This is a genomic window from Rhizobacter sp. Root1238 (genome assembly GCF_001425825.1).
Lineage (GTDB): Bacteria > Pseudomonadota > Gammaproteobacteria > Burkholderiales > Burkholderiaceae_C > Rhizobacter.
Window position 1 is genome coordinate 1 of the sequence record NZ_LMDM01000007.1, and the last position, 23,946, is coordinate 23,946.

The 23,946-nt window shown below is 62.5% G+C and carries 23 protein-coding genes, 5 pseudogenes and 1 other annotated feature; of the genes and pseudogenes, 17 read left to right on the top strand and 11 right to left on the bottom strand.

Going from position 1 to position 23,946, the window contains the following annotated elements; translation table 11 throughout:
* Positions 1-378: 378 nt before the first annotated feature.
* A pseudogene (locus ASC98_RS29335) lies at positions 379-1,382 on the top strand (IS3 family transposase); the annotation flags it as partial.
* Positions 657-773: a sequence feature (AL1L pseudoknot), on the top strand. (Overlaps the previous pseudogene by 117 nt.)
* A 93-nt stretch (positions 1,383-1,475) precedes the next feature.
* Here the strand turns inward: ASC98_RS29335 and ASC98_RS31265 are convergent.
* From ASC98_RS31265 to ASC98_RS07275, 3 genes and pseudogenes are all read right to left on the bottom strand, one after another.
* Positions 1,476-1,643 carry a hypothetical protein gene (locus ASC98_RS31265; RefSeq protein WP_200953083.1) on the bottom strand — a complete coding sequence of 56 codons (168 nt, stop codon included), beginning with the start codon at positions 1,641-1,643 and terminating at the stop codon, positions 1,476-1,478.
* Positions 1,567-2,013, bottom strand: a pseudogene (locus tag ASC98_RS31535) (integrase); the annotation flags it as partial. The pseudogene ASC98_RS31535 and the gene ASC98_RS31265, both read right to left, overlap by 77 nt.
* 142 nt (positions 2,014-2,155) lie before the next feature.
* Positions 2,156-3,181: an IS30 family transposase gene (locus ASC98_RS07275; RefSeq protein WP_056813125.1), complete on the bottom strand. Its 1,026-nt coding sequence runs from the start codon at positions 3,179-3,181 to the stop codon at positions 2,156-2,158.
* A gap of 173 nt (positions 3,182-3,354) precedes the next feature.
* Between ASC98_RS07275 and ASC98_RS30150 the strand changes: the two genes are divergently transcribed.
* The gene (locus ASC98_RS30150; RefSeq protein ID WP_157598133.1) at positions 3,355-3,621 is read left to right on the top strand and encodes a hypothetical protein; all 267 of its coding nucleotides are present in this window, start codon (positions 3,355-3,357) and stop codon (positions 3,619-3,621) included.
* A 24-nt stretch (positions 3,622-3,645) separates the two neighbouring features.
* On the opposite strand, the gene ASC98_RS30155 is transcribed toward ASC98_RS30150, so the two are convergent.
* Positions 3,646-3,840, bottom strand: a complete 195-nt coding sequence (locus ASC98_RS30155; protein WP_157598132.1) for a hypothetical protein — start codon at positions 3,838-3,840, stop codon at positions 3,646-3,648.
* A gap of 350 nt (positions 3,841-4,190) precedes the next feature.
* A protein-coding gene (locus ASC98_RS07280) for an IS3 family transposase (protein ID WP_157598141.1) occupies positions 4,191-5,344 on the bottom strand; the annotation gives its coding sequence in 2 pieces (ribosomal slippage) (positions 4,191-5,077 and positions 5,077-5,344; 1,155 coding nt in all).
* Between the two features lie 638 nt (positions 5,345-5,982).
* On the opposite strand from ASC98_RS07280, the gene ASC98_RS32305 reads away from it, so the two are divergent.
* The 7 genes and pseudogenes from ASC98_RS32305 to ASC98_RS30165 form a co-directional block, all read left to right on the top strand.
* Positions 5,983-6,519 (top strand): GNAT family N-acetyltransferase, encoded by a 537-nt coding sequence (locus ASC98_RS32305; RefSeq protein ID WP_162260030.1) that lies wholly within the window; start codon positions 5,983-5,985, stop codon positions 6,517-6,519.
* Between the two features lie 271 nt (positions 6,520-6,790).
* Complete coding sequence (locus ASC98_RS29345) at positions 6,791-7,204, top strand: GNAT family N-acetyltransferase (RefSeq protein ID WP_235581200.1); 414 nt, start codon at positions 6,791-6,793, stop codon at positions 7,202-7,204.
* A gap of 99 nt (positions 7,205-7,303) precedes the next feature.
* Positions 7,304-7,687, top strand: a complete 384-nt coding sequence (locus ASC98_RS30160; protein ID WP_157598131.1) for a HEAT repeat domain-containing protein — start codon at positions 7,304-7,306, stop codon at positions 7,685-7,687.
* 235 nt (positions 7,688-7,922) lie between these two features.
* A complete protein-coding gene (locus ASC98_RS07290; protein ID WP_157598130.1) occupies positions 7,923-8,333 on the top strand; it encodes a hypothetical protein in 411 nt (136 codons plus the stop codon).
* Positions 8,334-9,081: 748 nt separating this feature from the next.
* Entirely contained in the window at positions 9,082-9,285 is a 204-nt protein-coding gene (locus ASC98_RS07295; RefSeq protein ID WP_056813133.1) for a lysozyme inhibitor LprI family protein, read from the top strand.
* Between the two features lie 106 nt (positions 9,286-9,391).
* Positions 9,392-9,769 carry a hypothetical protein gene (locus tag ASC98_RS07300; protein WP_157598129.1) on the top strand — a complete coding sequence of 126 codons (378 nt, stop codon included), beginning with the start codon at positions 9,392-9,394 and terminating at the stop codon, positions 9,767-9,769.
* Between the two features lie 101 nt (positions 9,770-9,870).
* Positions 9,871-9,999: pseudogene (locus ASC98_RS30165) on the top strand (IS481 family transposase); the annotation flags it as partial.
* Between the two features lie 115 nt (positions 10,000-10,114).
* Here ASC98_RS30165 and ASC98_RS07305 read toward each other — a convergent pair.
* The 3 genes and pseudogenes from ASC98_RS07305 to ASC98_RS07310 all read right to left on the bottom strand — a co-directional run bounded on the left by ASC98_RS07305 (position 10,115) and on the right by ASC98_RS07310 (position 11,748).
* Positions 10,115-10,597, bottom strand: a complete 483-nt coding sequence (locus ASC98_RS07305; RefSeq protein WP_056813141.1) for a GreA/GreB family elongation factor — start codon at positions 10,595-10,597, stop codon at positions 10,115-10,117.
* Between the two features lie 102 nt (positions 10,598-10,699).
* A pseudogene (locus tag ASC98_RS30170) lies at positions 10,700-10,941 on the bottom strand (transposase); the annotation flags it as partial.
* Positions 10,942-11,019: 78 nt separating this feature from the next.
* Entirely contained in the window at positions 11,020-11,748 is a 729-nt protein-coding gene (locus tag ASC98_RS07310; protein ID WP_056813144.1) for an SDR family oxidoreductase, read from the bottom strand.
* A gap of 107 nt (positions 11,749-11,855) precedes the next feature.
* Here ASC98_RS07310 and ASC98_RS07315 point away from each other — a divergent pair, with 107 nt between their 5' ends.
* Both ASC98_RS07315 and ASC98_RS07325 read left to right on the top strand, forming a co-directional pair.
* Positions 11,856-12,752, top strand: a complete 897-nt coding sequence (locus ASC98_RS07315) for a LysR family transcriptional regulator (protein WP_056813147.1) — start codon at positions 11,856-11,858, stop codon at positions 12,750-12,752.
* Between the two features lie 918 nt (positions 12,753-13,670).
* Entirely contained in the window at positions 13,671-14,177 is a 507-nt protein-coding gene (locus tag ASC98_RS07325) for a hypothetical protein (protein WP_157604798.1), read from the top strand.
* A 734-nt stretch (positions 14,178-14,911) separates the two neighbouring features.
* Here the strand turns inward: ASC98_RS07325 and ASC98_RS07330 are convergent.
* Positions 14,912-16,356: pseudogene (locus tag ASC98_RS07330) on the bottom strand (IS1182 family transposase).
* Positions 16,357-16,593: 237 nt separating this feature from the next.
* Here ASC98_RS07330 and ASC98_RS07335 point away from each other — a divergent pair.
* From ASC98_RS07335 to ASC98_RS29355, 4 genes are all read left to right on the top strand, one after another.
* Positions 16,594-17,106: a hypothetical protein gene (locus ASC98_RS07335; RefSeq protein ID WP_157598126.1), complete on the top strand. Its 513-nt coding sequence runs from the start codon at positions 16,594-16,596 to the stop codon at positions 17,104-17,106.
* Between the two features lie 109 nt (positions 17,107-17,215).
* Complete coding sequence (locus tag ASC98_RS07340; RefSeq protein WP_056810713.1) at positions 17,216-17,776, top strand: NADAR family protein; 561 nt, start codon at positions 17,216-17,218, stop codon at positions 17,774-17,776.
* 238 nt (positions 17,777-18,014) lie between these two features.
* Positions 18,015-18,440, top strand: coding sequence for a VOC family protein (locus tag ASC98_RS07345; RefSeq protein WP_056810716.1), 426 nt, complete (start codon positions 18,015-18,017; stop codon positions 18,438-18,440).
* A 253-nt stretch (positions 18,441-18,693) separates the two neighbouring features.
* Positions 18,694-19,047 (top strand): hypothetical protein, encoded by a 354-nt coding sequence (locus ASC98_RS29355; protein ID WP_200953081.1) that lies wholly within the window; start codon positions 18,694-18,696, stop codon positions 19,045-19,047.
* Between the two features lie 374 nt (positions 19,048-19,421).
* Here the strand turns inward: ASC98_RS29355 and ASC98_RS07350 are convergent, their stop codons facing one another.
* Together ASC98_RS07350 and ASC98_RS07355 are read right to left on the bottom strand one after the other, a co-directional pair.
* Entirely contained in the window at positions 19,422-20,945 is a 1,524-nt protein-coding gene (locus ASC98_RS07350) for a glycosyltransferase family 39 protein (protein ID WP_056810719.1), read from the bottom strand.
* A 42-nt stretch (positions 20,946-20,987) separates the two neighbouring features.
* Complete coding sequence (locus tag ASC98_RS07355; RefSeq protein WP_056810722.1) at positions 20,988-21,752, bottom strand: MipA/OmpV family protein; 765 nt, start codon at positions 21,750-21,752, stop codon at positions 20,988-20,990.
* Positions 21,753-22,002: 250 nt separating this feature from the next.
* Between ASC98_RS07355 and ASC98_RS07360 the strand changes: the two genes are divergently transcribed.
* Together ASC98_RS07360 and ASC98_RS07365 are read left to right on the top strand one after the other, a co-directional pair.
* Positions 22,003-22,695 carry a response regulator transcription factor gene (locus ASC98_RS07360; protein ID WP_162249325.1) on the top strand — a complete coding sequence of 231 codons (693 nt, stop codon included), beginning with the start codon at positions 22,003-22,005 and terminating at the stop codon, positions 22,693-22,695.
* Complete coding sequence (locus ASC98_RS07365; RefSeq protein ID WP_056810728.1) at positions 22,695-23,933, top strand: HAMP domain-containing sensor histidine kinase; 1,239 nt, start codon at positions 22,695-22,697, stop codon at positions 23,931-23,933. Before ASC98_RS07360 ends, ASC98_RS07365 begins: the two co-directional genes overlap by 1 nt.
* Positions 23,934-23,946 lie beyond the last annotated feature (13 nt).

The following is a 23,946-nucleotide window of genomic DNA, read 5'->3' on the forward strand; positions in this document are numbered from 1 at the left end:
CAATCGTTCAAAACCCGCGGAAACTCGCGCTCGCCGCGGTGCACCGGTGTTCGCAGAGAAGCTGTCGGCTCCAGAAATTGAATTGATCAGCACATCCCTAGACAACCCAAAGCGGAGGTTGGCACGGACTGAGCAAGGCTCCGGAATGCGGACGCTCAACGTTTCCCATGAGGGGCGCGCAAAGGCGCTTGCCTTTGCGCGTCACCCTCGATGGGAAGGGTTCGGCCACACGCGTCACCGCCGTTTTCGTACGTCGCGATTCGTTCCTGAGCTTGGCCGAGTGAAAAGGCATCGAGGTCGCGTGCCCAGTCTTTGAAGTGAGCCATATTGAATCGCCCCGGGTTTCGAGGAGGCTCCAACCCTTGAGAAGATGGAGCCATGAACAAGTCGAACAAGTTTTCACCTGAGGTGCGCGAGCGCGCGGTGCGCTTGGTGCAGGAACATCGTGGGGAGTACCCATCGCTGTGGCTGGCGGTGGAGTCGATCGCGCCGAAGATCGGCTGCGTGCCGCAGACGCTGCTGACGTGGGTCAAGCGCCAGGAGATCGATGCCGGCGTGCGCGAGGGCGTAACGACGTCCGAGGCGCAGCGTGTCAAGGAGCTCGAGCGCGAGGTCAAGGAACTGCGTCGGGCCAACGAGATCCTCAAGGTGGCCAGCGCGTTTTTCGCCCAGGCGGAGCTCGACCGCCGACTCAAGTCCTGAGGGACTTGATTGACAAGCACCGAGACACATTCGGGGTCGAGCCGATCTGCAAGGTTTTGCAGATTTCCCCGTCTGGATATCGACGGTATGCGGCGCTTCGACGCAACCCGCAGGAGCGCTGCGCACGCGCCCAACGTGACGACGTTCTGAGCCCTCGGATCGAGCGCGTCTGGCAGGCCAACATGCAGGTCTACGGGGCTGACAAGGTCTGGCGCCAGCTGGCGCGCGAAGGCACGGCAGCGGCGCGCTGCACGGTGGAGCGGCTGATGCGTCGGCTGGGACTGCGCGGCGTGATGCGAGGCAAGATCGTGCGGACGACGATCAGCGACGGCAAGGCGCCATGTCCGCTGGACAAGGTCAACCGCCAGTTCCGCGCCGAGCGCCCGAACCAGCTCTGGGTCTCGGACTTCACCTACGTGTCGACGTGGCAGGGCTGGCAGTACGTGGCCTTCGTCATTGACGTCTTCGCCAGGCGCATCGTCGGCTGGCGCGTCAGCAGTTCGATGCGAACGGACTTCGTCCTCGATGCCTTGGAGCAGGCGTTGTACGCGCGGCAACCCGAACGGGATCGCAGCCTGGTGATTCACTCCGACCGCGGGTCGCAGTACGTGTCTATCCGCTACAGCGAGCGCCTTGCAGAGGCCGGCGTTGAGCCGTCGGTGGGCAGCAAGGGCGACAGCCTACCCGAGAACAGCCGTTCATGAACTTCTGCTCGTGGCCGGTCGACGTCATTCGTAGAACTTGCCGGCGACCAGGATTTGAGCAGCGCGCCTCTACGGGTTCTCCGGCTTCTCGTAGAAGCGTAAGCCGTCGATCGAGGCTTCACCCCAGGATGCGGCCGCTTCGAGCAGCGCACCGAAGGTCCTGTTCCAGCCCCAGTTCATCGACCCAGTGCCCGAGGATTCTGGCGTACTGCCGAGTACCCAGATGGAGCGACTCATGGAGGCGGCTTGGAAACAGATAGTCCTCCGGCTTCAGCCTAGCGAGCTTGATCCAAGCCTGCACGGCATCTCGGGCGGCTGGCGTGATCTCGAACTGAACCGGGCGCTGGGTCTTGTGCTGGACAACGATGGCACGCGTGGCCACCTGATCGCCGTGACACACATCGCGGACCTTCAGGCCGACCAGATCACAGGCGCGCAGCTTGCTGTCAATGCCGAGGTTGAAGAGTGCCAACTCACGAACCCGGCCTTCCATCTGCAACCGGACGCGCAGGGCCCAGATGTCCTTCAGCTTGAATGGCGCTTTTTACCCGACGAGCTTGCCCTTGTTCCACGGTTCGCGATGAACGGCGCTACATGCAGTGCCCATGATGGTCTCCCATCGAGTTGAGGGCCATGCAGGATGCGCGCGGTCACCGCTTGCACTTGCTCTGAGCCGCACCCCTGGCGGTGTAGCCTCGAATGCTGAAGGGCAGGGCGGTCTCAAGTCTGAAGTGCAACACCCGCCGGCATCAATGCGTGGTTGAGAGTTGACGTTGAGAGTCGGCGTTGAGTATGGCGGCAAATACCCGGATGGGCGAATCCCAGTCGTGCGTTGCGCGAGGTCGGTTGTTCATCTCGTCGGCGATGGCATCGAGCTCGTCCTGGCTGAACACCGACAGGTCCGTGCCTTTGGGCAGGTACTGCCGCAGCAGCCCATTGGTGTTCTCGCAGGTGCCTCGCTGCCACGGGCTGTGCGGGTCACAGAAGTAGACCTTCACGCCTGTGCGACGGGTGAGCTCCTGGTGCCTGGCCATCTCGCGCCCCTGGTCGTAGGTCAGCGTCTGGCGCATCGGCTCGGCAATCGAGTTGAGCTTCGCGCTGAACGCCCGCAGCGCCGATTCGGCCGTCGCATCCGCCATCTTCGCCAGCAACACCAGACGCGTGCTGCGCTCCACCAGCACGCCCACCGCCGACTTGTTCTCGGCTCCGCGGATGAGATCGCCTTCCCAGTGCCCTGGCATCACGCGGTCTTGCACCTCGGGTGGACGCACGTGGATGCTGACCATCTCGGGGATCTGGCCGCGCCGGTCCTGCCCCGCAGAACGCGGCCTGCGCGTGCTCTTGCTCTGGCGCAAGCAGCTGATGAGCTGGCGGCGCAGTTCTCCGCTGGCGTGCGCGTAGATCGCGGTGTAGATCGTCTCGTGCGAGACCTGCATGTCGGGTTCGTCGGGCCACATGCGCGCCAGTGTGCATGCGATCTGGCGAGGCGACCAATGCCACGACAGGCACGTCTTCACCACCAGCCACAGCTTGCCTTCGCGGTACAGCTTCGGCCATGGCCGCCCAGCCTTGCGACGGGTCTGCGCCATGCGTTGCGCCCGGGCCGACGCGTACGCCTTCCTCTGCTCCGTGTTGCGTTGCAGCTCCCGGCGCACTGTGCTCGCCGAGCGGTCAATCGCTCGCGCGATCGCCCTCACTCCAAAGCCTTGCTGCCGCAGGCTCGCAATGCTCATGCGATCTTCTGCCTGCAATTGCTGGTATCTCGTCTTGTGCATTCGCTGACCTTACCCGTTGGCAAGGTGTTGCACTTCAGGCTTGAGACCGCCCAGCTTTGGAGCGGTCTGGCAAACTCACGCTGCCGGCCACAAGCTGTCCGTCGCGGCTGACCGCTTTCGGGAGCCGAGAAAGCGCGGGAGAATGCGGTCCAAGCTTTGAGGCGGGTCCGAAAATGATGAGTGCGTGCGTGCGTGGTGTTGGCTATCTGCTCGTGCTCGTTGGACTGGCGCTGCTATCGCCAGCAGCTGACCTGCTGCCTGTAGATGTCTTGCTCATCTCTCGACCGTCCAGTACCGGTGAACATCAACAATTCCTGCGCCTCGTACCGGGAGCAACCGCGAAGCTCGCTCCGCTGACAATGTGCGGGATCGGTGCCGTAGCGATCGGCGTCTTCACGATCGCGGTTGGTTGGTTCATCGACTCGCGCAAGGCACGTTGAGGTGCGATGTGCAGGCAGTCCTCTTCACGGCTCTGCGATAGTGAGCGCCATGCCAAGATCAATAGGTGCCATCTTGCGGTCGTACTCCCAGGGCTTGAGAAGGTCGAGTGATCTGTCGTGACTTCCAGTGACGAGCTGCCCACCAAATTGCATCGCGGCGCAGCCGGGTTCTTGTTGCTTGGTTTTGCGCTCCTTTTTGCCTCTGTTCCCCTTGAACATGGCATATTGCGAAAGGTTGCCGTGGTCACGTTACTGGCGTCAAGCTGCGCTGTGCTGGCGGCAGATCTCTATCAAATGTTCGCCACTGGCGCAGGTTTCGGAAGGATTGGTCGCGGTGTTAGCCGAAGGTCCACTCCAGCAAGTTTCTGGCTTCACATCGTCATCCGCGTGATCCTGCTCTTACTCTTTGTCAGGCCGTTCCTTGTCTACGCGATGACATAGGGTCCAGTGCCAGACCATTGCCCGGGCGTTCAATCGACAGAACAACCCGAACGGCCTGTGTCGGCCAGATGCGGTCCTGTCGTGGTCAAGTCTTTTCGGACACGCCAATGAGTTGGTTGGGTTGAATATCAGTGAGTGAGTTCGGCGTGTCGCTCATGCTCGACAGGCGAGCGATAGCCGAGAGTGGAATGGAGCCTGACGGGGTTGTAGAAGCAGGCGATGTAGTCGGCGACATCGATCATCGCTTCGGCGTGATTGGCGTAATCGCGCTGCCAGACGCGTTCCATCTTCAGGTTCAGGAAGAAGCGTTCCATCACGGCGTTGTCCCAGCAGTTGCCTTTGCGGCTCATGCTGGCGACCAGGTTGTTGCTCGCGATCAAGGTGGCATGCTCGCTGCTGGCGTACTGGCTGCCGCGATCGGAATGCACGATCAAGCCAGCAGCGGGCCGACGGCTGACGATCGCCATGTTCAGCGCCTGGCACACCAGCTTTGCCGGCATGCTCGGCGCCATGGCCCAGCCAACGACTCGGCGCGAGTACAGATCCAGCACGGCGGCGAGATACAGCCAGCCGCTGCGCGTGCGGATGTAGGTGATGTCCGAGACCCAGGCCCGGTTCGGCGCCGCGGGACGGAACTGCCGATCCAGCACGTTGGCCGCCACCGGCAAGCTGTGACGGCTGTCGGTGGTGTGAACGAACTTGCGCCGCCAACGCGGCTGCAACGCGTGGCTGCGCATCAATGTTCTGGCTCTGTGGCGTCCCACGTTCACGCCCAGCGCCCGCAATGCCGCGCTCACGCGCCGGCTGCCGTAGCTGCGCCCGCTGGCCTCGAACACGGCCTTGGCATGCGTAGCCTGGGCACACGTGCGCGGTTCGCGCTGGCGCCTGGCGTAGTACCCCGAGCGGCTGACTTCCAGCACGCGGCACAACTGTTTGATCGAGGCCTTCCCCGCCCACTGTGTGATCAGCATGTGAATCACTTCAGTTCCCGGGCAAAGAAGGCCGACACTTTTTGTAGCAGGTCGTTGTCCGACTTCAGTTGCCGGTTCTCGGCTTCGAGCTGGCGAATGCGTTGCTGCTCCGCCGTCAGCGGCTTGCCCGCACCGGGGCGGCCCGCCGCTTCCTCGTCGAACTGATCGAGCCAGCGGCGCACGCCACTGTCCGTCAAGTTCATGTCGCGGCACACCTGCCCGACGCTCAATCCCTGGTCTCGCACCATGCGAACCACTTGCAGCTTGAACGCCGCATCAAATGCCCGGCGGGCTCTCTTTTTCTCGGTCATGCTCTTCTCGTCCTCTGCGGGAAAATCTCCCATCGAGGTGTCCATCAGAATTGGACCACGTCAGTCCTTCACGAGAGTCTGCTGTGGGGAAGATACACTGTCCCACCACGGATACGTCCTGTCGCCTATGCGTGCGTTGGTACATGTTCGGCGAGTCGGCTACTTTGCCGTTGCCCACTTCATACTGTGGTTCTCAGCAGCTGTCACCGCATTTGGCTTTGACTTGGATCAGGTACCCAGTCGCTCTGCACTTGCAGGTCGCGCTGCGTCCGTGGCTGCCGTGCTTCAGTACCCCCACGATGTCATCCTCCATGCGCTTCCCAGCACTTGGTTGCAGCATCTGCCACAAGGTGCTCTTGCGTTAGTGCTATTGAACTGCCTTCTGTGGGGTTGCGCGCTGGCCCTCGTCTTTCACGTGGCCGCACGTCGGGCGCGGCCGAACGGTGGGACGGACATCGATGGGCGGCAAGGATTGCGCAGGCGTCCCGGTGGATCATCCCCGTGAAGTTATGACTCAGTGCGGCCAGGAGTGGTCTCTCGCCGACGACCGCTTTCGAGCGGCACCCGTGACTTGAGGCAAGTACGATGTCGTGGTGCTGCTTCCGCCCCACACGTCGGGCCGCACGAAACCCATGCTCATGCGACCACTACTGATTCCAGGCTTTTCTGTGCGTCCAGCTCGGCTCGAAGACGCAGCCTCTTGGGCCAGGTATGCGTGCCTGCCGGAGGTGAAGCAGCACACGAGTTCCACAGCAGAAACTGTGGACGACGTCAGAGCCGAGATTCGCCGCACACTCGCTGGCGAACCCAACACACCTATCCGCTTCGTGCTTCTTCAGCAGGAGAGCAAAGCAATCGTTGCCACCGTCGGCTTTCACACCATCTCTGCTGCGTTTGGCACAGCAGAGGTCACATACGACGTCGCACCTGACCATTGGGGACAAGGCATCGCAACGGCTGCATGCCGCAATGCCGCTCTTTGGGCGTTCGAAGTCAAGAGGTGGAACAGAGTCCAGGCCACTACTGTTTTGCCGAACTTTCGATCTCAACGTGTTCTGGAACGGTGCGGCTTCAGGCGGGAGGGCCTCGTGCGCAATTTGAGGCTTGTACGAGGCACGCCTACCGACTATTGGATGTATGCGGCCATTCCTGGTGAGGTCCAGCAGGTGGCGTGACCCTAAGCATGGCGCGCGTAGGGGCTGCAACCGGCAAGAACCAGCCGATCAACGATGGCTGCTTTGCGGCAGCTTGTGCTGGTACTCTGGATGCGCTGCGCTTCCTGTAAGCGACTGAGGAGACGACGTGCGCCTTGTTTGGCCATCTATTGAGTTCTTGCCGAGCTACGTCACTGCGCTGAAGCGAGGCTGGTCCGCTGACAACGTTCGCGGAAGCGTCGCGGCTGAGGAAGAACTGGCTTCAATATCGCAGGATCCCGAAGCATTCCTTGTGAGCCTGGTCGACCGAGAGGCAACCGGTGCACGGGTCGCGTTGCCCGATGGCTCAACCGTTGCGAGATTGCCCGGATATCGACGCTGGATATGGGACGACGAGTTCTGTGGAGCCATAAGCTTCAGATGGCAGCGCGGAACTTCGGACCTTCCGCCATATTGTCTTGGGCACATCGGCTACGCCGTCGTTCCGTGGAAGCGACGACTCGGTTACGCAACGCGTGCTCTACGGTGCCTGCTTCCGGAAGCGCGCAGCGAAGGCCTGGAGTACGTTGAAATCACGACGGATCCAGACAACCTCGCGTCTCAACGTGTCATTGAGTCCAACGGCGGGGTCTTGCATGAGAGATTTGTGAAGCCCGGGCAGTTTGGCGGCACCGAAGGTCTGCGCTATCGCATCTCGCTTGGCTAACATTCGCGCCACGCCCAGTGTCCGAGTCCGGACAGAAGCAGGCGGTCACCGACGACCGCTGTGGGGTAGGCTAGTGCGAGGAAACAGCGACGTATGACGATGAATGAATCGAAGGATACCGATGCGCTTTGTGCCGCGCTGGATGCACTGCCAGAAGGTGAAGCACGTGTGCCGCTGCTGATCGGGCTTCTCGGCCAAAGCGGACATGAACGTCACGAAGACATCGTGTTTGAGCTGGGCCTGCTAGGTAGCAATGCCGCAGTCCTGTCCATCGCCAAGGCGGTTGTAGATCCCTTCCCATACATGGACGCGTGGGGCAATCGACACGAGTTCCAGCGCAAGTGCGCGTACGCACTGGCCCGAATCGGAACCCCTGAGTCCCGTTCCGTGCTCGAAGACTTGGCGAAGCACTCGGATCCTCATGTGCGAGAGTACGGTGAGGAAGGGTTAAGCCATTGGCCTCTGCCTTTCGAGGCGCGCTGACTCAGTTCGGCCACAAGCTGTCTATCACAGATGACTGCTTTGGAGCTGGTGATCGAAGGGGTTGCAGAGGCGTTTTTGCGCCGAACTTCATGCCGGCACAATGGGGTCGGAGGGGTGGCCCATCGAAGGACGACGAGGCCGTTGCCGAAGAATGCGTTTGCGTACCCTCTGAAGAGCGATTGCTCGGCGACCCTGACGAGCGGACACTCGCGTCAATCTGCTTTCCCTGCTGCGCATGAAAAACGGACTTCTTGGTGCCCTACTCCGATTCATCGCCGTCGGTATTGCCACCGTAGTAGTTTCGGTGCCGACGTCGATACTGTTGTGGGTGTCTTTCAACAACTTCAAGTTCCCGTTCCTGGCGGCCTACTTCTTTCCGTTCCTTGTTGCTGTGAACGCATCGGTATACGACGCCAACGGGCGCCCGGCCGCATCCTTCGACCCACAAGCGGCGGTGGCAGCGACGGTCGCCGAATGGGCAGTGGCCTGCATCGCCTACATCGCGTGGACGCAGAGGGCTTCAGTTGGGAGGCGCATCTGGACCAGCGCCTTCGTTGCGATGCTGATCATGCTCGCATTCAACTACTACTGGATGGTCGCCTTCGGGCTCTCGCTTCCTGAGGCTCACTTTCACTTTCACATCTAGATTCGTTCACCATGCGAGGACTGCTGCATCGTGATTCATTGTCAATGACGTTGAACGACTGCTTCGACGCGTCACGATCCGCATCCTGAATGTCGGAGTTGGGTCGATAGTGCCAGTTCGCGCGGGCGCACAGCGGACGTTCAACCGACCCCGATCCGCTGGCGGCAGTGCGCGTTGACGAGCGTCAGTGAGTGCCGCGTCGCTTGGCCGATCGGTTGGCTACCTCCGTAGCGCTGCTGCGCCCGCATTGAAGCAGCAAGCGGCCGGTCGCTAGCTCGAAGCGACCGACGGCAAACGCTGCACAGCCGACACTCGCAGCAATGCCGATAGACAGGACGGAGCAGGCATGGGGCCACGCTTTCAAGCGGGCACCGATGACTCAAAATCACTGCGAGGAAGCCTCTGAACGAGAGAATTATTTCTCGCAGAGACGTGTGGCAGTGCGCCGAAATTACGCCAAACCATCCGCAAGCAAGCATCTGTGCGGTCTTCCGACTCCGACCCGAGGCACCAGAACCCCTTTCTGGTCTGCGCCACAGTGCGCCACTATCTCCGATGACCTTCCATGAGCCGTGGCCCAGGGCGATCGTGCGCGAGATCATCGTTGTGGGCTGCACTTTCATCGCTGCCGCTCTTCATCGCCCGTCTGCTCACCCCGCCCGAGGCTGCCGGCGCTTCAATGGCGTTTGGCTGAAGACGAGTTGTTCAGCGTCGACTTGTTGAGTGTGCACATGGGGGCACCGCCGAGGTGAAGCTGGAGAACAAGGACATCGGCTTCGTCCGCGAGGGCCAACGAGACTGGCTGAAATTCCAGAAGTCGCATTGCGCATTCGAGGCGACGTATGAAGGCGCGGGCGGCTCTTTTGTTTCAGCCAAACTGGGTGACTGCATGGCCGAAACCACTGCGGAGAGAACGAAGTACCTTGAGGATTTGTTGTCCTACTTCAAGTGAGTTCCCGTCGGCCGCGGTCCGAGTTTCTCGAACAGCTGGCGACAAGTTCCATCGCCTCGCAATCTCAGGGGAGCATGTGCTTCCGAATCAGAAGGTTCTTCTCTTCATGGAGGTCGCGAGTCGCAGTTGCTTCGACGATCTCGACGAACTCGTGCAGAAGCTTTCAGCCCACGGCGTCGAAGAAGAAGACGCGGAATGCCTGATTGCGTTTGTGCCGATGGCGTTCGCGAAAATTCTGCTGTCGCCGCTCGGAGTCAAGTTCCAAGATACGTTTCTGATCAGGGATCTTGACGGCGGCAAAGCCTCACGAGGCGTCCTGGCGAATGAAGCGATCTACACGGCCGCTCTCGAGCTTGCGAGTGTGATGGCATCGGGGGATGCCAATTCGAGAACGCGGTTTGAGCAGATGGCAGCGATCAGCGCGGATACCAGGTTGCGCGGCAATTGGCAGCCGACGACGGCGACCCGCATGGCGTTGTTTTGACGGAGACTGTGTTGCCCCGCGTTCCACTCTCGCACCTGCAGGCCCCAGGTCGGGTACTCTGGCATCGATTCTGGCGCCGCGTTTTGGGTTCGTGACAAACCGAGACCTTCAAGGACGACGAGCCCGGCTTCGTGCTCATCGACATCAAGTACCTGCCGCAGATGCCCGATGGGCACCAGCGGCGCTACCTGTTCGTGGCCATCGATCGCGCCACGCGCTGGGTGCATGTGGGCACCGCACTTGTTCCGCAAACGCGTTCATGATCTCCCGGGGCTGGACAGAGCGTCCCGAAAGGGGTCGGGGGCGAGTGATTTTTGATCAATTCGGCGTCAACTTGCTTGCGCCTCAATGAACTCGCAGCACTTCAAACTGCTGTCGGATTGGAGCGACCTGTATCGACACCTCATCACCCTCGCATTTACCCAGTATGGCCCTGCCCAAAGGCGCTTCGCTGCTGATGACCTGAACGAGCTGACCGCCGCTGACCAACTTCATGCTGCCCCCATCCGGGCCGAGAAAGAGCTGTTGCTGCTTGTCGTCGGAATCGACGAGGCAGACCAGCGCGCCGAGCTGTATACCTTTGCTGGCGTCGTAGGGGCGCGGGCGGAATTGGCGCCAATTGGTCATCGCCTGACGGATGGCCGCGGCGCGGCGAGCTTGGCCGGTGGCCAGGTAGGCGGCTTCGAGTCCCAATGTGTCGTATTTGTTTTCGGCGATGTTTTCTTCGTGAGTCGCCGTTTCATGGGCCGCGCGCATTGCCTGTTCGGCTTGCAGCAGGTCTTCGGCGAGCTGTTTCAGCACCTGCTGCTGCAGCAAGAATTTATCCATGAGGAAAGGTCGGCATCTGGAACAAGCGGGGGTCAGGTTTTGATTATGAAGGGCTCCACCAGCCGTGGATTGCGTGTCGCTTGACCGATCGTTCGGCTAAGTATGCTTGGGCCACCCGGCGATTTGCTCCGGTGACCAAGCATCCGAAGCCTGTCCGCCACGATGCCAGCCAGAGCGCGGTTCTTGATCAACTTGCAGAGCTGCGGTCGAAGAGCGCGCTCCCAGGCGGCTTGGCCTGCCAAGGTCGCCCGATAGTCATCCAGGCCGCCGTTGCGTCCGATCTCCCGGCTGACGGTCGACGATGCTCTCCCAAGGCGGGCGGCGATTGAACGCATCGACTGGCCGAGACGCCTGCGACGCCACGTCGATAAACGGGTGGCGGAAGCCGCTTTCGCTGTCTAGTCCTCTGGCCGACTGCGGCGCTAGACCAACACGCCGCCACCATCCACCACCACGACTTGGCCCGTGGAGTAGCGGTTGCTCATCAGATAAAGGTAGGTTTCCGCGATGTCCTGCGCCTCGCCCACGCGACCCACCGGCAGGGTCGCACCGACGTCCGCGTACATGGCCTCGCGCTGGGCTTCGGGAATGTTGGCCCACAACGGCGTGCGCACGAAGCCCGGACTCACGAGGTTGACTCGGATGGGCGCCAGCTCCACCGCAAGTGCGCGCGTGAAGGCTTCCATCGCACCACAGATGCTGGCACCCACCGTCCAGCCTTTCTGCGGTCGCTGACTGGCCACGCCGCCGGTCAGCACCACCGAGCCCCCGGGGCGCAGGTGTGGCGCCGCGTGCTTCACGGCGGCCATCGCGCCGAAGAGGCGCAGGTCGAAGGCCTTGCGCACCGCGTCGAAGTCGGTTTCGGCGAGCCGGCCGATCTGCAGCGATTCCCCCGCGCTGTAGACGAGGTGGTCGAACGGGCCGAGCCGCTCGAACAGCCCGCGCACCGCGGACTGGTCGCTCAGGTCGACCACATGGCCCTCGGCGCGCTCGCCGAGCATGGCAAGCACTTCGGTCACGCGTTGGCTGCGCGAAGAAACGACGACCACCGAAGCACCGGCGGCCAGCGCCGTCTGTGCCGTGGCCAGGCCGATGCCCGAGGTGCCCCCAAGCAGGACGACGCGTTGATTCTGGAGATTCGTGAGAGTCATGGAGAGCCCCGTACAAGGTGTGAGTCGAACAAGGCCACGACTATCATCCCTGAATGCCGCTTGATAAACAGGTCCGCCCTTCGATCACTCCTTAACAGGGCTTATGAATGGATCGCTTCACCAGCATGACGATGTTCGCGCGAGTGGTCGAGTGCGGCAGCTTCGCGGCCGCAGCCCAAGGCAGCGGCATGACGCCCACCATGGTGGGCAATCACGTGCGCGAACTCGAACGGCACCTCAATGGCCGGCTACTAAACCGCACCACGCGACGCCAGAGCCTGACCGAGCTTGGCAGGCGCTATCACGCGCAGTGCGTCGAGATCATCGCGCGGGTCGAAGCGGCCGAACTTGACGCACGCGAGATGCAGACCCGCCCGCGTGGGCGGCTCCGCGTGAGCTGCCCTGTCATCTACGGCACGCGCGCGCTGGTGCCGGTGCTTGCGAGCTATCTCGATCGCTACCCCGAGGTGCAGGTCGAGCTGTCGCTCAGCGACCGTTTCGTCGACCTTGCGGAAGAGGGTTTCGACGCCGCGATCCGCGTCGGCGAGCTGCCCGACTCGGGCCTGGTCGCACGGCCGCTGCGGCCTTCTCAGCGCATTGCCTGCGCCTCGCCGGCCTATCTCGCGCGGCACGGAACGCCGCAGGTGCCAGCCGATCTCGCCCAGCACAACTGCTTGGCTCTCCTCTTCGCGACCGGGCCCGAGCGCGATTGGCGCTTTCCGAGGCCCGACGGTAGCGGGGTGGAGCACATCACCGTGCGCGGCCGGTTCGACGTGAGCGGTGGCATGGCGCTGCGCGAGGCCGCGCTCGCAGGCTTGGGTGTGATCCTGCAGCCCGAACTGATGCTCAAGGACGACATCGAAACCGGTCGGCTCGTGCGTCTGTTTTCCGACTGGCCGCCACCCACCTGGCCGGTGCACGTCATGCATCTGCCCGACGTCCGCATGCCGCCGAAGCTGGGGAGCTTCATCGCCTTCCTGCAGGAGACGCTGGGGCGCCGGTAGCTCAAATCTTCGCGAAGCGTCCGTCGAACGCCAGGATCGGCAACCCGCTGCTTCGCCAAGCTGCTTCATGGCCTGTCAGTCCGGCGCGAAAGAGACGGCCAGCCGAGAGTCATGCTTGATCTGAAAATGTGAGGCCTCGACTTGGCGGTGAATGACCGCAAAGCACCCTGTCGCCTATGACCGGTTCTGGCCGCCCTCTGCTTTAGCGAAGATCGTCCAAGCAGCCGTTGGCGACCGGCAGCAAGTGGCCGACTGTGCCCTTCGTTCGTGGCCTGCAAGCGGTCGCCCAGCGAGTCGGCATGGCCTCCGACCGACTGCTCGCGGGCGAGGCGGCGAACATGCACTGTCGGCCACTTGCCGGCACTCGCGAAGGGCTGCTTCTCGGCAGCACGATGGTAGGCTCCATAGCATGCAGACGATCAAGGTCCTCCCGGTTGGGGCGCCATGGCCAGGCATCGGCTATGTCGAATCGGCCCTCCTCGCCATCTCTGAGGTGGATCTGCAGGAGCGCATTTCTACAAAGCTAGCCCGGGGCACGGAAGACGGGTTGGGGAGCTGGGCTGCCGTAGGCTTGCGGCTTCCGTCCGGCGGGATTGTCGAGCTCGTCAACTATCACGAGAGGCCTGGGCAGAATGCTTTCATCGTTCGCACGGTCGCTACCGCAGCCCCAGAACTTGTGCTCGACGAACTGCTCTCGTGTCTTGGTCTCACACAACCGTCTGTCATTTGGCGTTGGGGCGATTCCACTGCCTAAGCCTGGCTATCGCTGGTCGAAAGTTCGAGTTGCGCCGAAGCCGTGCCTCGGTTCCACGATGCGTCGGCCGGTACTTCGCGGTCCATGCGAACAGAGGCCGCAGTCTGCCAAGAGCGGCCGCAGGCAAGCGACCGCTATGCGAATGTTTCTAGAGGGACTCCGCTGTGGAAGTTGGAATTCACGCCAACATGGTTGGCCAAGACACCCAGAAGATCGGAAGTGCCCTGCACGCCCCGTTCAAGGAGCTTGCCAATAGGCTGAGCGGCGACTACGGAGGTGTCATGGAGCACCTGTGGATCGACCTGGAACTGTTGCGCAGCCATGCCAAGGAGGACGGCAGCGCGAAGCATCCGTTCAGATTCCAGAAGCGCGTTTCCGGCCGAGGGCCTTTCGGCCTTCCTGATCAGCCAGATTCGTTCAACGTCGGTCACTTCAGCGTGCGACCAGATTTTGATCGCTTGCTATTGCTTCCTATGGACGAGGTCATCCCATATGTTCTGTCGTTGATTTATCGAGCGTCGGGCGTCTTGATTGAAAAGAAGAAGAAGCTCGGCGCATTCGATGCTGAGTTGTTCTTGACCCGATTTAAGGCCGAGTCTCACACGCTCGGATTCGAGTTCGAGAGCTTGTTTCCAACCAACGAACTCGGTAGGAAACTCAAGGGGAAGTAGCGCGTCGAAAGACTGGTTCCGGGCGCCCGAATCGGCCTCTGCGATTTCCGCTATGGGTCGTCGGAAGCCCGTGATCGGCCACTTGCAGTCAATCGCGAACGACGCCTTTCGCGTGCTTCACGAGGTTGCCGCGATGATCCGATTGAGATGGCTGAAGCTCGACGTGGATTGAAGAGCGCCGCGGAATGCGACTAAAGGCGAGAGGTATCGATGTTGAGGATTGCTGTGCAGTGTTCAGGATTGTCAGAGGCGGAGGGGGCCGCCGCGGTGCCCGGCATCCTTGAGGAGTTCTCTCACCGGCCATGGCACACGGATGTGGAATGCAGTTGGGCTTCAGGCACGCTCACCCTTACTGCGTCAAACGACTTCGACTCAAACGGCCAGGCACTTCTTGACGAGTTCGGCGATGCGATCCTCGCGTGCATTCATTGTTCCGGGCCGATACGAGTGGACGTTGTGTCCGTGGTTCTGAGCTGATCAAGGCTCCTCGCCATCATGCCGTGAGACCGGCGCCGGTACGCGGAGCATGGCCCCGTCCAACGGTCCGCCCTGTCGTACCCGGAACTGTCGCATGTCGGCCGAGGCTGTGTGAGAACTACGCAATAGCACCGCATCCATCGGCGATGCGAGCCGTTGAACGATTGCGTCGCGATCCACAGTGTCGTGATGCCGCCTGAGGGCTTCACGCAGGCTACGGGACGCCCCCGAACGGGTATTTTGAGGCAACAAGGGGCTCACACCCCCATCGAACTGACCGCCTTCATCGTCTTGGCCATGCCCAGGATTCGCAACACGCGCTTCAGGTTGTAGGCGAGCACGTGCAGGCTCATCTCGGTGCCGACGTTGCGCAGCGGGCGGGTCAGGAAGTGCGCCGAACCCATCCAGTGCTTGAGCGTTCCGAAGACGTGTTCGACCGTGCACCGGCGCAGCGTCATCGCCTCGGGTTGCTGGTCCAGGCGCCGCTGCATGGCATCGAGAACCTCCTCGTGCTCCCACCGGGAGATCCGCCTGTAGTCGCTGGGCGGGCACTGCGCCTTCATCGGGCATTGCGGGCATGCGCTGCTCCAATAGCGCCGGATCTGCTGGCCACGCTCGTCTCGCGTAAAGCGGTAGATCGCGCGCTGGCCCGCCGGGCATTGATATTCGTCGTCCTTGGCGATGTAGATGAAGTCGCGCTTGTCGAAGCGGCCTTCGGCCTTCGCGTTCGAGGTCAGCGGCTTCGGCACGAACGGCACGATGCCCGCGTCATCGCACCCCTTGATCTGCTGCGCATTGAAGTAGCCTCGGTCGGCGTAGGCGCGTAGCTTCGGCTTGGCCATCGCTTCGCGCGCTGCGGCCGCCATCTTCGTGAGCTGCGCCCGATCGTTGCCGATGTTGGTGACCTCGTGCGCCACGATCAGATGGTGCTTAGTGCCGACAGCACCTGCACGTTGTAGCCCACAACGCCCGTGCCTTTGGCCTGCGACATCATCGAACGCGAGTCCGGGTCGGTCAGCGAGAGTTGTGGCTCGGGTTGCCGCGCCAGGCGCTCCTGCCACCGATCCATGCGCCGCATCTGCTCGCGCAGCGTCTTCACCTTGTCCTTGAGCCTGTCGGTCTTGGCGACGAACTCGCCGGGCTGCGTCCGGTCTGCCGAGTCCAGCACGTCCAGGTAGCGCTGGATGCTCTCCTCGATCTGCTTCTTGCGTGCCTCGATCTTGGCCGGCGTGAAGTTGCGGTCACGGCTGTTGACCGCCTTGAACTTGCTGCCATCGATCGCCACGGCCGCTTGCGAGAACAGCTTCAGGTCGCGGCACAGTTCGACGAAGCGGCGGCACACGGCGCGGATGCCCGCCCCATTGTCGCGGCGGAAGTCGGCGATGGTCTTGAAGTCCGGCGCCAGGCGGCCGGTCAGCCACATCACTTCGACGTTGCGCTGGCATTCCCGCTCCAGACGTCGGCTGGACTGCACGCGATTCAGGTAGCCGTAGATGTAGATCCTGAGCAGCACCGCTGGATCGTACGACGGGCGGCCTGTCACCGCTGGTGTCATGCCCTCGAAGCCCATTGATGCCAGATCCAGTTCCTCGACGAACGCATCGACGACTCGGACCGCGTTGTCTTCGGCAATGAACTCGTCCAGCGACTCGGGCAGCAGCGTCACGTGGTGCCGATCCTGACCTTCAACGAACCTCGGCATATCGACTCTTTCTCGATATGCCTTCAAACTCTACGCGGGCTCTCCAGATCTCGGATCGGGTTTTCACACAGCCTCGGCCACAAGCAGTCCTTCGCCGATGGCCGCTTTGAGGGACTCCGTCACTAACCAGTTGGTCGAGTGGTGGGCAGAGCGACACCTGCGCTGGTGAGATCGGACATTCGGTCGATTCGAACTACGATGCTGCGAGATGCCCCGTCGAGACTGAGAACACGTCCCATGTCGCCACTTCGCCAGCTGAGAGAGCCTCGCAATCTTCTCGCGTTGTTGCCGCTTGCCATAGCGGCAGTTGCGTGGTGGCGAGAGGCCATGTGGTTCCAGTCGTCCGGCTTCGATACGGGCGTTCAAGTGGCACTGTTCATCCTCCTGGCGGCTTCTGCCACCTATCCAGCATCGCTCCTTGTGCTCCACAAGGTCAAATCAAGAATCGGAGTATCCGTGCTCGCACTGGGTCTCGCTGCTGCGACATTGTTTATTGCCCGAGAAGCCGTCATTGCGCTTGTCCAATGGGGGTACAGCCAGGAACTCCACGCGTACACAAGTGTGATCGCCGTTGCGGCAAGCAAGCGAGGGTTGCTCTTCGTCCTGTGCGCAGCGGCAGTGCCTTTGCTCGTGGCCATCTTGCTCTTGCATGGACGCTTGCGTGCGGCAGACGAGTCTGTTGTCTCCCCGTACGAGCCTTCCGAGGCTCGGATTGACGGCTCGTTCGACGACCGACCCACTGATGGTTGACGGCCATGAGCTTCCTCTCGCGAGCGGCGGCTTTTGGATGGGGCTAACTACATCGATCATGCCCCGCGCAGTTCGTCACCGTTATCGATTGCATCTACCAACGACTGCCATGATGGAAAACGTGCGCCCTCGCACTGTCGACGACCTGCTACGTTTGCTCGACGCAGGCGCCTCGCTCAAGTACCTGTTCTTTTGGGGCCACCAACCGACCGCCGACGGCTCCGTCGGAAAGGGGTGTCTCAGCCAGTGGTTCGAGGCCGGCTTCGAGGTGGATGGACAGCACTACCCGACCGCCGAGCATTTCATGATGGCGGAGAAGGCGCGGCTCTTTGGCGATGAGGCGGCCCGCATTCGAATCATGGCCTGCAGAACGCCAGCAGAGGCAAAGAAGCTCGGCCGAACTGTGGAGGCCTTCGACGACGCCGTTTGGGAGACCTCGCGCTCTGAGATCGTCGTGAGGGCAAACCAGGCGAAGTTCTCGCAGAATCTTGCCATGCGGGACTACTTGCTCGCCACGGGAAACCGCGTGCTCGTCGAGGCCAGCCCGGTAGATCGCATCTGGGGCATTGGCTTGGCCGCGAACGATATGGCCGCCTCGCATCCGGGAGCGTGGCACGGGCTGAACCTTCTCGGCTTTGCTCTGATGGAAGTACGAAGCCGGCTGACGTAGGCACCGCTGTCTTACTCCGGCCAGATAAGGACGGTCGAGAACGCCCGGTTTCGGATACCGTTGCCCCTTATGCTCGTCAAGCTACAACCGCTGTCCGAGGAACGCTTCCTAGAAGCGCTCTCCCCATGCGCGACGTCACAAAGTCTGCCGAAGAAATCGTGGACCCGGGCTCCCCAGGTGTTCCAACGCATCGCCGATACAGTCATTGCTCCATCAACTGTGCGCTGGCGATTCGAAGATGAAGCAATCACTTGGGCTGGTTTCTGTCGTGGTTCGAGATTACGACGAGGCCCTGTCGTTCTACGTGGACACACTTGGGTTCTTGCTGGTCGAGGACTCAGTTGTCCCTGAACAGAACAAGCGATGGGTGGTCGTTTCCCCGCCTGGCGCCACAGAGTCGCGGCTTCTTCTCGCTCGCGCATCAGATCCTCAACAGGTGGAGCGGACAGGGGATCAGACTGGCGGGCGAGTTTTCCTGTTCCTCTACACCGACGACTTCGAACGCGACTACGCACGTTACAGGGCCAAAGGTGTGTCGTTCGTTCGCCCTCCAAAGGTCGAACCCTACGGCAAAGTTGCGGTGTTCGAGGATCTCTACGGCAACCTGTGGGACCTGCTTCAACCCAGCCTGCCCGCTGGTTGCGACACTGCCAACCCGCTTTGATGGGGGCCGCGTCGGACAGCGTGTGGAGAGGTCGTTCTTGCATGAACTTCTCGGACTCACCCGCCCGGCTCATCCCGACGCGATCGGCCACAAACCGTCTGTCGCCATTGACCGCTTTGGTGACTGGCTTCTGCCCTCCAACTTCGGTGACCTCTCTGATCAAAGAATCCTTCTTTGATCGACCAACCCCGAGGTTGCGGCCGGCTACCATCGAGAACAATATCCCCAACCCCATCAATACAGAGAGACTTCCATGGAAGAACTGCACCACGGCAGGCCGATCAATGAAACTCGACGGACTTCATCTGCAATGATCTTCGCCGTTGCCATGGGGCTTGCCAGCACTTCAGCCAACGCAGTCGATTGTGGTCCGTACAAAGTCGCGTCAGTACAAGCTCAACAAGGAGATGTCCTCATTTACGTAACTGATCAGAACGGGGGCTTCTGGAAGACGCTTGGCGCATGGTCGGCGCAATCAACGAAGCCTTATATGGCCGTCGCTCAGCAAGCGATAGCCATGGATCGTCCAATCCTCTTGCGCTATGCCGACGGCTACTCCTGCGCTTCAACGGACTTCACCACACAGCCGTATATGGTGCACATGTAGAGCGACTTGGGAAATCGCTGCTGAGCCGCCTTGCATCAACTCCGTGCATCGCCGATACGAGCAAGTCACCTCGACGCTCAGCGACCGCTTCTCGGTGCCGATTCGGCGACTTCGAACATCAGCCTCGGTCGACTGCGTGAATTCGTTCGTCTGCTAGCGACCGTTCAAGCGGCCTTGAATCGGTGAGATCACGCGAGGTTCCACGGGGGCTCGCTTCGGGAACTTCCGGACCAAGGCTGAGGCCCCGCGTCGGGCCACAGAACGCGTGGCCGAGATCGAAGATGGTCGCATTGGCAAGCTGCCTCGCAGGGCCCCTCGACAGGCCTTCGAGTGATACGAGGAAACCGAGTTTGAGGCGCCGATGCTGGTGCTGATCAATTGGGCCGATCACGGGCGCACATTCTTTCGCTGAACAACACGCCGAGAGGCGAAGGCAGGTGGAACAGGACGAAGCCGCCGGCCTCGGTTCGCTGCGTGACGCAGTCGAACCGTGCAAGGAGGCTGGCGTCGTCATCGCGCAGCGCGACAAAGCCGCCGTTCGGTGCCAGGCGCTTCAGCGCTTCGGCCAGGGACGTGACGAACTCCGCCCGGCCTGCGCTGTAGAACGAAGCCGAGTGAAGTCGTTCGGTCACGAACACCAACGGCTCGTCATTCTGTCGGCGCTGCGCTTCCCAGGCGGTGACAACGGCCTTGGCGGACCTGCTGCCGACAGTGCCCGCACGCTCGGCGTGGATGAGAAGTCCCAGTGCGCCGGCGGTCGACAATGCCAGTCCCCCGGCAATCCAGGCGTGCATGCGTCCTGAGCCGACGCGACGCCGCAGCCAATGGCTTGCCAGCAACGCCATCGCCGGGAGGGCCGGCAGCACATACGGCAGGATGATGTTGCGCGCCGTCGTGAAGAACACGAGCGGCGCCAGTGACCAGCACGCGAGGTAGGCTTGCCATGAGCGCGTGTCGGCATCGGGGGTGGCAGCCTCTGACCTCGGCACGCGAGGCGTGGATGCAGCGGCCAGCAGCAGCGGCGGCCACGGCAGGGTCGAAACCAGCGCGAAGAGCCAGATCGTTCCCGCAGGAAAGGCATGGGCAAAGCCATAGCGGTCGCCGGACCATCCCGGCGTGAGGAAGCGGTGCCAATGTTCGCCGACGATGTAGTAGTCGATGAAGCCGGGCGTCTTCAATTCCGCCGCGATGTACCACCAGGCCACCGCCGCGGTCGTCGCGGCCAGCCCCGGAATCCACGGGACGTCCCTCAGCAAGCGGCGCCCCTGCCCTGTCCACATGGCCCAGGCCGCCGTTGGAAAGCCTGCCAGCACGAGTACGAGCGGGCCCTTGGCCAGGAGTCCGATCGCCAGGCCTGTAAACAGCAAGATGGCGCCGTCGCGATGCCGCGGCCCATGCAAGGCCTGCCACAGGCCGCACAGGGCGAGCGTGGTACCGACCACGAGGGCTTCGTCGGTCATCACCGCGCCGGCCGATACCAGGGACAGGGCCGCACCGCACAGCAGGCCGACGGCGGCCAGCGGTGGGGTGTCGCGGCGTGATGCCGCCAGGCGGCCGCATGCCGCGGCGACGAACAGCATGCAGAGGAAATGGGGCAGCCGTGCCGCGAACTCGTTGACGCCGAACACCTTCATGCTGGCCGCGGTGAGCCAGAACGACAGCGGCGGCTTGGCCCAGAACGGCACGCCGTCGTCATGCCAGGGCGTGATCCAATCGCCGAGCTCGAGCATCTTGCGGCCGATCTCGGCATAGCGCGCCTCGGTGGTGTCCATCAACGGCAGCCACGCCATGGCGAACAGGCGCAGCGTCAACAAGGCGGCGATGAGCAGCACCGCGGCCAGCGTCCCGGCTTCGACACGGACGGGCAGCCGTCGGGCACCCGTGGCAGCGCTTGCCATCGCCTTCGACAGGCGACCCGGAGGGCTTGTGGCCTGCATCGCTCAGAAGAGATACAGGTAGCCGAATCGGACGCCGTCTTGCCTGGAGCGCTCCACCAGGGGGCTTTCCTTGATGCTGGAGCCCAGGCGGATCGTGCTCAGGTCGAGCGACAGGTTGTGGCGCGGTGCGAGCGAATAGCCGATCCGCACCCCGGCTTCAAGGTTCGTCGCGGCCTTGCCCAGGTAAGACCCGCGCGTCGAGGTGGCTTCGTCCGCGCGCACGCCGTAGTAGTAGGTGACGTACTTGCCGTCGAAGCGGTGGACTGCGAGGCGCGGCGTGAAGTCGAAGTCTCCGGCCTTGAACTCGCGTTCGATGCCCAGGCTGGCGCGTTTGCCCTTGCTGTTGCGGGAGGCGTCTCCCAGGAGTTCGACGGACAGCGTTGCAACATCGGTCTTCCAACTGCTCGCGCCGCCGACCCAGAAGCTCGCCTTGCGTTCGGCCATGCCGGCCAGGTAGGGGGAGTCGCCGGGCTCGTATCCGTCCCCGGCATAGTGCAGCCTCGCGCTGAAGGACAGGGAGTCGATCGACGGCAGCTTCAGATCGAGGGTCGGTCCGATCAGGCTGACCCAGCGGCTGTCGTAGAAGACGAAGGGCAGGGCCTTCGCCTTGTTGTCGAAACTTCGATAAGGCTTGCGGTCGTACAGGGTCACGAGGCCGAGGCCCCATTGCGAGCCCTGCCGGTCCTCGTCGGCCTGGGCAGGGAACAGTGTGAGGATGCCCAGCGCGAGGACACCGGCTCTGGCGACGAGACGAACGTTGGAAAACATGGAACTCCAGGGGTGGGTTGAAGCGGTGCGCCATCGGGCGCTTGTCTGCCGGACGTGGCCGGGTGGCCTCCGGTCGGTGAGTGCATTGAGGCACCCGATGCGTGAAGCAACCGTGATATTGGCCAGGCGTCCCGAGCCCCCTTTCTGGGGCGGCTTGAGCGAATGAGGTGACAACGGCCAGAATGAAAGGCAGTGACGTTTCCCGGCTGCGCAGCGAATCCGCAGGCGACGTCCATCCATGAGGCCCGTGATGCATCGCGAACGTGTTTTGCTCGTCGAAGACAACCGAGACCTGGCAGCTTCGATCCTGGAGATGCTGGAAGAGTCCGGCTTCGAACCGGACCATGCCAGCGACGGTGCCCAGGCGCTGCGACTGGTGGAGAGCACGTCGCCTCCCTTCGATGCGGTGCTGCTCGATGTCGGTCTCCCGCGCATCAGCGGATTCGACGTCTGCACGCGACTGCGCAATGATGGTTTTCGTTCACCCATCCTGATGCTCACCGCCCAGGGCGCCCCGGACCAGGTTGTCGAGGGGCTCGACCGGGGAGCCGACGACTACATCGTCAAACCCTTCGAATCCAGGGTGCTGGTCGCGCGCGTCCGGGCCGCGATCCGGAGGTTCCTGACCGTCCCGAACAGTGCCGGCGTCGTTCAGGGCGCCGGCCTCACGCTGGACACCAAGCACTGGAGGCTGCTGATCTCGTCGGGCGAGACCTGCACGCTGACGCCGCTCCAGGGACGCCTCCTTCACACCTTGATGCGACACGCGCCCCGCGTCGTCTCGCGCGATGAGCTCGAAAGCGCCTTGTGGGGCGATGATGACCGGCCTGCCAGCGACGCATTGCGCACGCATCTCTACCAGCTTCGCCGACTGATCCACCACGCTGGCGGCCGCGCAGTCATCCAGACGCGAGGCAAACAAGGCTATTGCCTGGAGCCCTGATGGCCATCTTCGTCTCCATCCGCGAGCGGTCGCAGACGCTGTTCGCGAGGATGTGGCATCTGCTGCTGTCGGTCCTCGTGCTGACGTTTGCGGTGAACGCGTTTCTCGTGAAGGGGGCGCTGCACCTGGGCTCGGACTTCCAGACCGAGCGCCGCCTGCAGTACATCGGCGACCACTGGGCCAAGCGGGCAACGTTGGAGGAGCCGCTCGGGATCGATCCTGTCACCGTCATCTATCCCCGCCATGACCTGCTCCCGCCCGAGCTGCAGCGGATGTTGTCGCCGGACAAGCGCGGCATCGTCGAGCTCGGCGACCAGGACCTGGACTACTACGTCCTGGCGCAGTCCCATGCGAGCGGCCGCACCTTCTACGTTGTCGAGTCCCATGCCGAGGTCAAACCGACCGAGACCATCGAATCTCAGGTCTTCATCTGGTACCTGACGGGCGTCGTTCCATTCGGCCTGCTGCTGCTGTGGCTGTGCAAGAGGATCACCGGACGCGTTACCGCGCCGATGCTGGAGGTCGGGCGCCTGGTCTCGGCGCGCGATCCCCGAAGCCTCGAGAAGGTCGCACTGCCGGCCAATTCCCCGGTCGAGATCGAGGCCCTGGTCGTCCAGATCAACAGCGCACTGCAGAGAACCACGGACGTCCTGGACCGGGAGCGCAGTTTCACCCGCTTCGCGAGCCATGAGCTGCGTACGCCGGCGGCCATCGTGCAGGCGGCTCTCGAGCGCATCGAGGCGCACGGCAGGCCTGAGCAGGGGCCGGCCATCGAGCGCGCTCGCCGCGGGCTGCGCGACATGCACGCGCTGGTCGACACGTTCCTGCAACTGTCCGGCGACACGGTGCGGCCGGTGTCGGACGCGGTGTCGATCGATGAAGCGTGGGTGAGAGCGTTGATCCGCCATCTGATGGGCGAGAACCCGAGCCATGCGTTCTCGGTCCTGGAGCGGCATCCGCTGTCGCTGTCGGCCCCAGCGACGACGGTCCACGTGCTCGTGGCCAACATGCTGAAGAACGCCGTCTTCCACGGTGGCCCGGATCGCATCGACGTGGTCGTCGACGAGTGCAGCATCGAGGTGCGGAACGGGCTTCCCGACACGCCATCGACGGCAGGCTTCGGTCTTGGGACCCAGATCGCGCATCGGATCTGCGAGCGGTTCGGCTGGACATTCGAGCTGACGGTGGGACAGCACCTCGCGGTGGCCCGGTTGCAGGTTCCCCCCGAGCGCGCATGACGTCAACGCATCG

Excerpts from the sequence above, each read along its gene's own strand:
- ASC98_RS31265 (WP_200953083.1), bottom strand. The coding sequence starts at position 1,643 with ATGAGTCGCTCCATCTGGGTACTCGGCAGTACGCCAGAATCCTCGGGC.
- ASC98_RS07275 (WP_056813125.1), bottom strand. The coding sequence starts at position 3,181 with ATGCACAAGACGAGATACCAGCAATTGCAGGCAGAAGATCGCATGAGC.
- ASC98_RS30150 (WP_157598133.1), top strand. The coding sequence starts at position 3,355 with ATGATGAGTGCGTGCGTGCGTGGTGTTGGCTATCTGCTCGTGCTCGTT.
- ASC98_RS30155 (WP_157598132.1), bottom strand. The coding sequence starts at position 3,840 with ATGTTCAAGGGGAACAGAGGCAAAAAGGAGCGCAAAACCAAGCAACAA.
- ASC98_RS32305 (WP_162260030.1), top strand. The coding sequence starts at position 5,983 with ATGCGACCACTACTGATTCCAGGCTTTTCTGTGCGTCCAGCTCGGCTC.
- ASC98_RS30160 (WP_157598131.1), top strand. The coding sequence starts at position 7,304 with ATGAATGAATCGAAGGATACCGATGCGCTTTGTGCCGCGCTGGATGCA.
- ASC98_RS07290 (WP_157598130.1), top strand. The coding sequence starts at position 7,923 with ATGAAAAACGGACTTCTTGGTGCCCTACTCCGATTCATCGCCGTCGGT.
- ASC98_RS07300 (WP_157598129.1), top strand. The coding sequence starts at position 9,392 with ATGGAGGTCGCGAGTCGCAGTTGCTTCGACGATCTCGACGAACTCGTG.
- ASC98_RS07305 (WP_056813141.1), bottom strand. The coding sequence starts at position 10,597 with ATGGATAAATTCTTGCTGCAGCAGCAGGTGCTGAAACAGCTCGCCGAA.
- ASC98_RS07310 (WP_056813144.1), bottom strand. The coding sequence starts at position 11,748 with ATGACTCTCACGAATCTCCAGAATCAACGCGTCGTCCTGCTTGGGGGC.
- ASC98_RS07315 (WP_056813147.1), top strand. The coding sequence starts at position 11,856 with ATGGATCGCTTCACCAGCATGACGATGTTCGCGCGAGTGGTCGAGTGC.
- ASC98_RS07335 (WP_157598126.1), top strand. The coding sequence starts at position 16,594 with ATGTCGCCACTTCGCCAGCTGAGAGAGCCTCGCAATCTTCTCGCGTTG.
- ASC98_RS07340 (WP_056810713.1), top strand. The coding sequence starts at position 17,216 with ATGATGGAAAACGTGCGCCCTCGCACTGTCGACGACCTGCTACGTTTG.
- ASC98_RS07345 (WP_056810716.1), top strand. The coding sequence starts at position 18,015 with ATGAAGCAATCACTTGGGCTGGTTTCTGTCGTGGTTCGAGATTACGAC.
- ASC98_RS29355 (WP_200953081.1), top strand. The coding sequence starts at position 18,694 with ATGGAAGAACTGCACCACGGCAGGCCGATCAATGAAACTCGACGGACT.
- ASC98_RS07350 (WP_056810719.1), bottom strand. The coding sequence starts at position 20,945 with ATGGCAAGCGCTGCCACGGGTGCCCGACGGCTGCCCGTCCGTGTCGAA.
- ASC98_RS07355 (WP_056810722.1), bottom strand. The coding sequence starts at position 21,752 with ATGTTTTCCAACGTTCGTCTCGTCGCCAGAGCCGGTGTCCTCGCGCTG.
- ASC98_RS07360 (WP_162249325.1), top strand. The coding sequence starts at position 22,003 with ATGCATCGCGAACGTGTTTTGCTCGTCGAAGACAACCGAGACCTGGCA.
- ASC98_RS07365 (WP_056810728.1), top strand. The coding sequence starts at position 22,695 with ATGGCCATCTTCGTCTCCATCCGCGAGCGGTCGCAGACGCTGTTCGCG.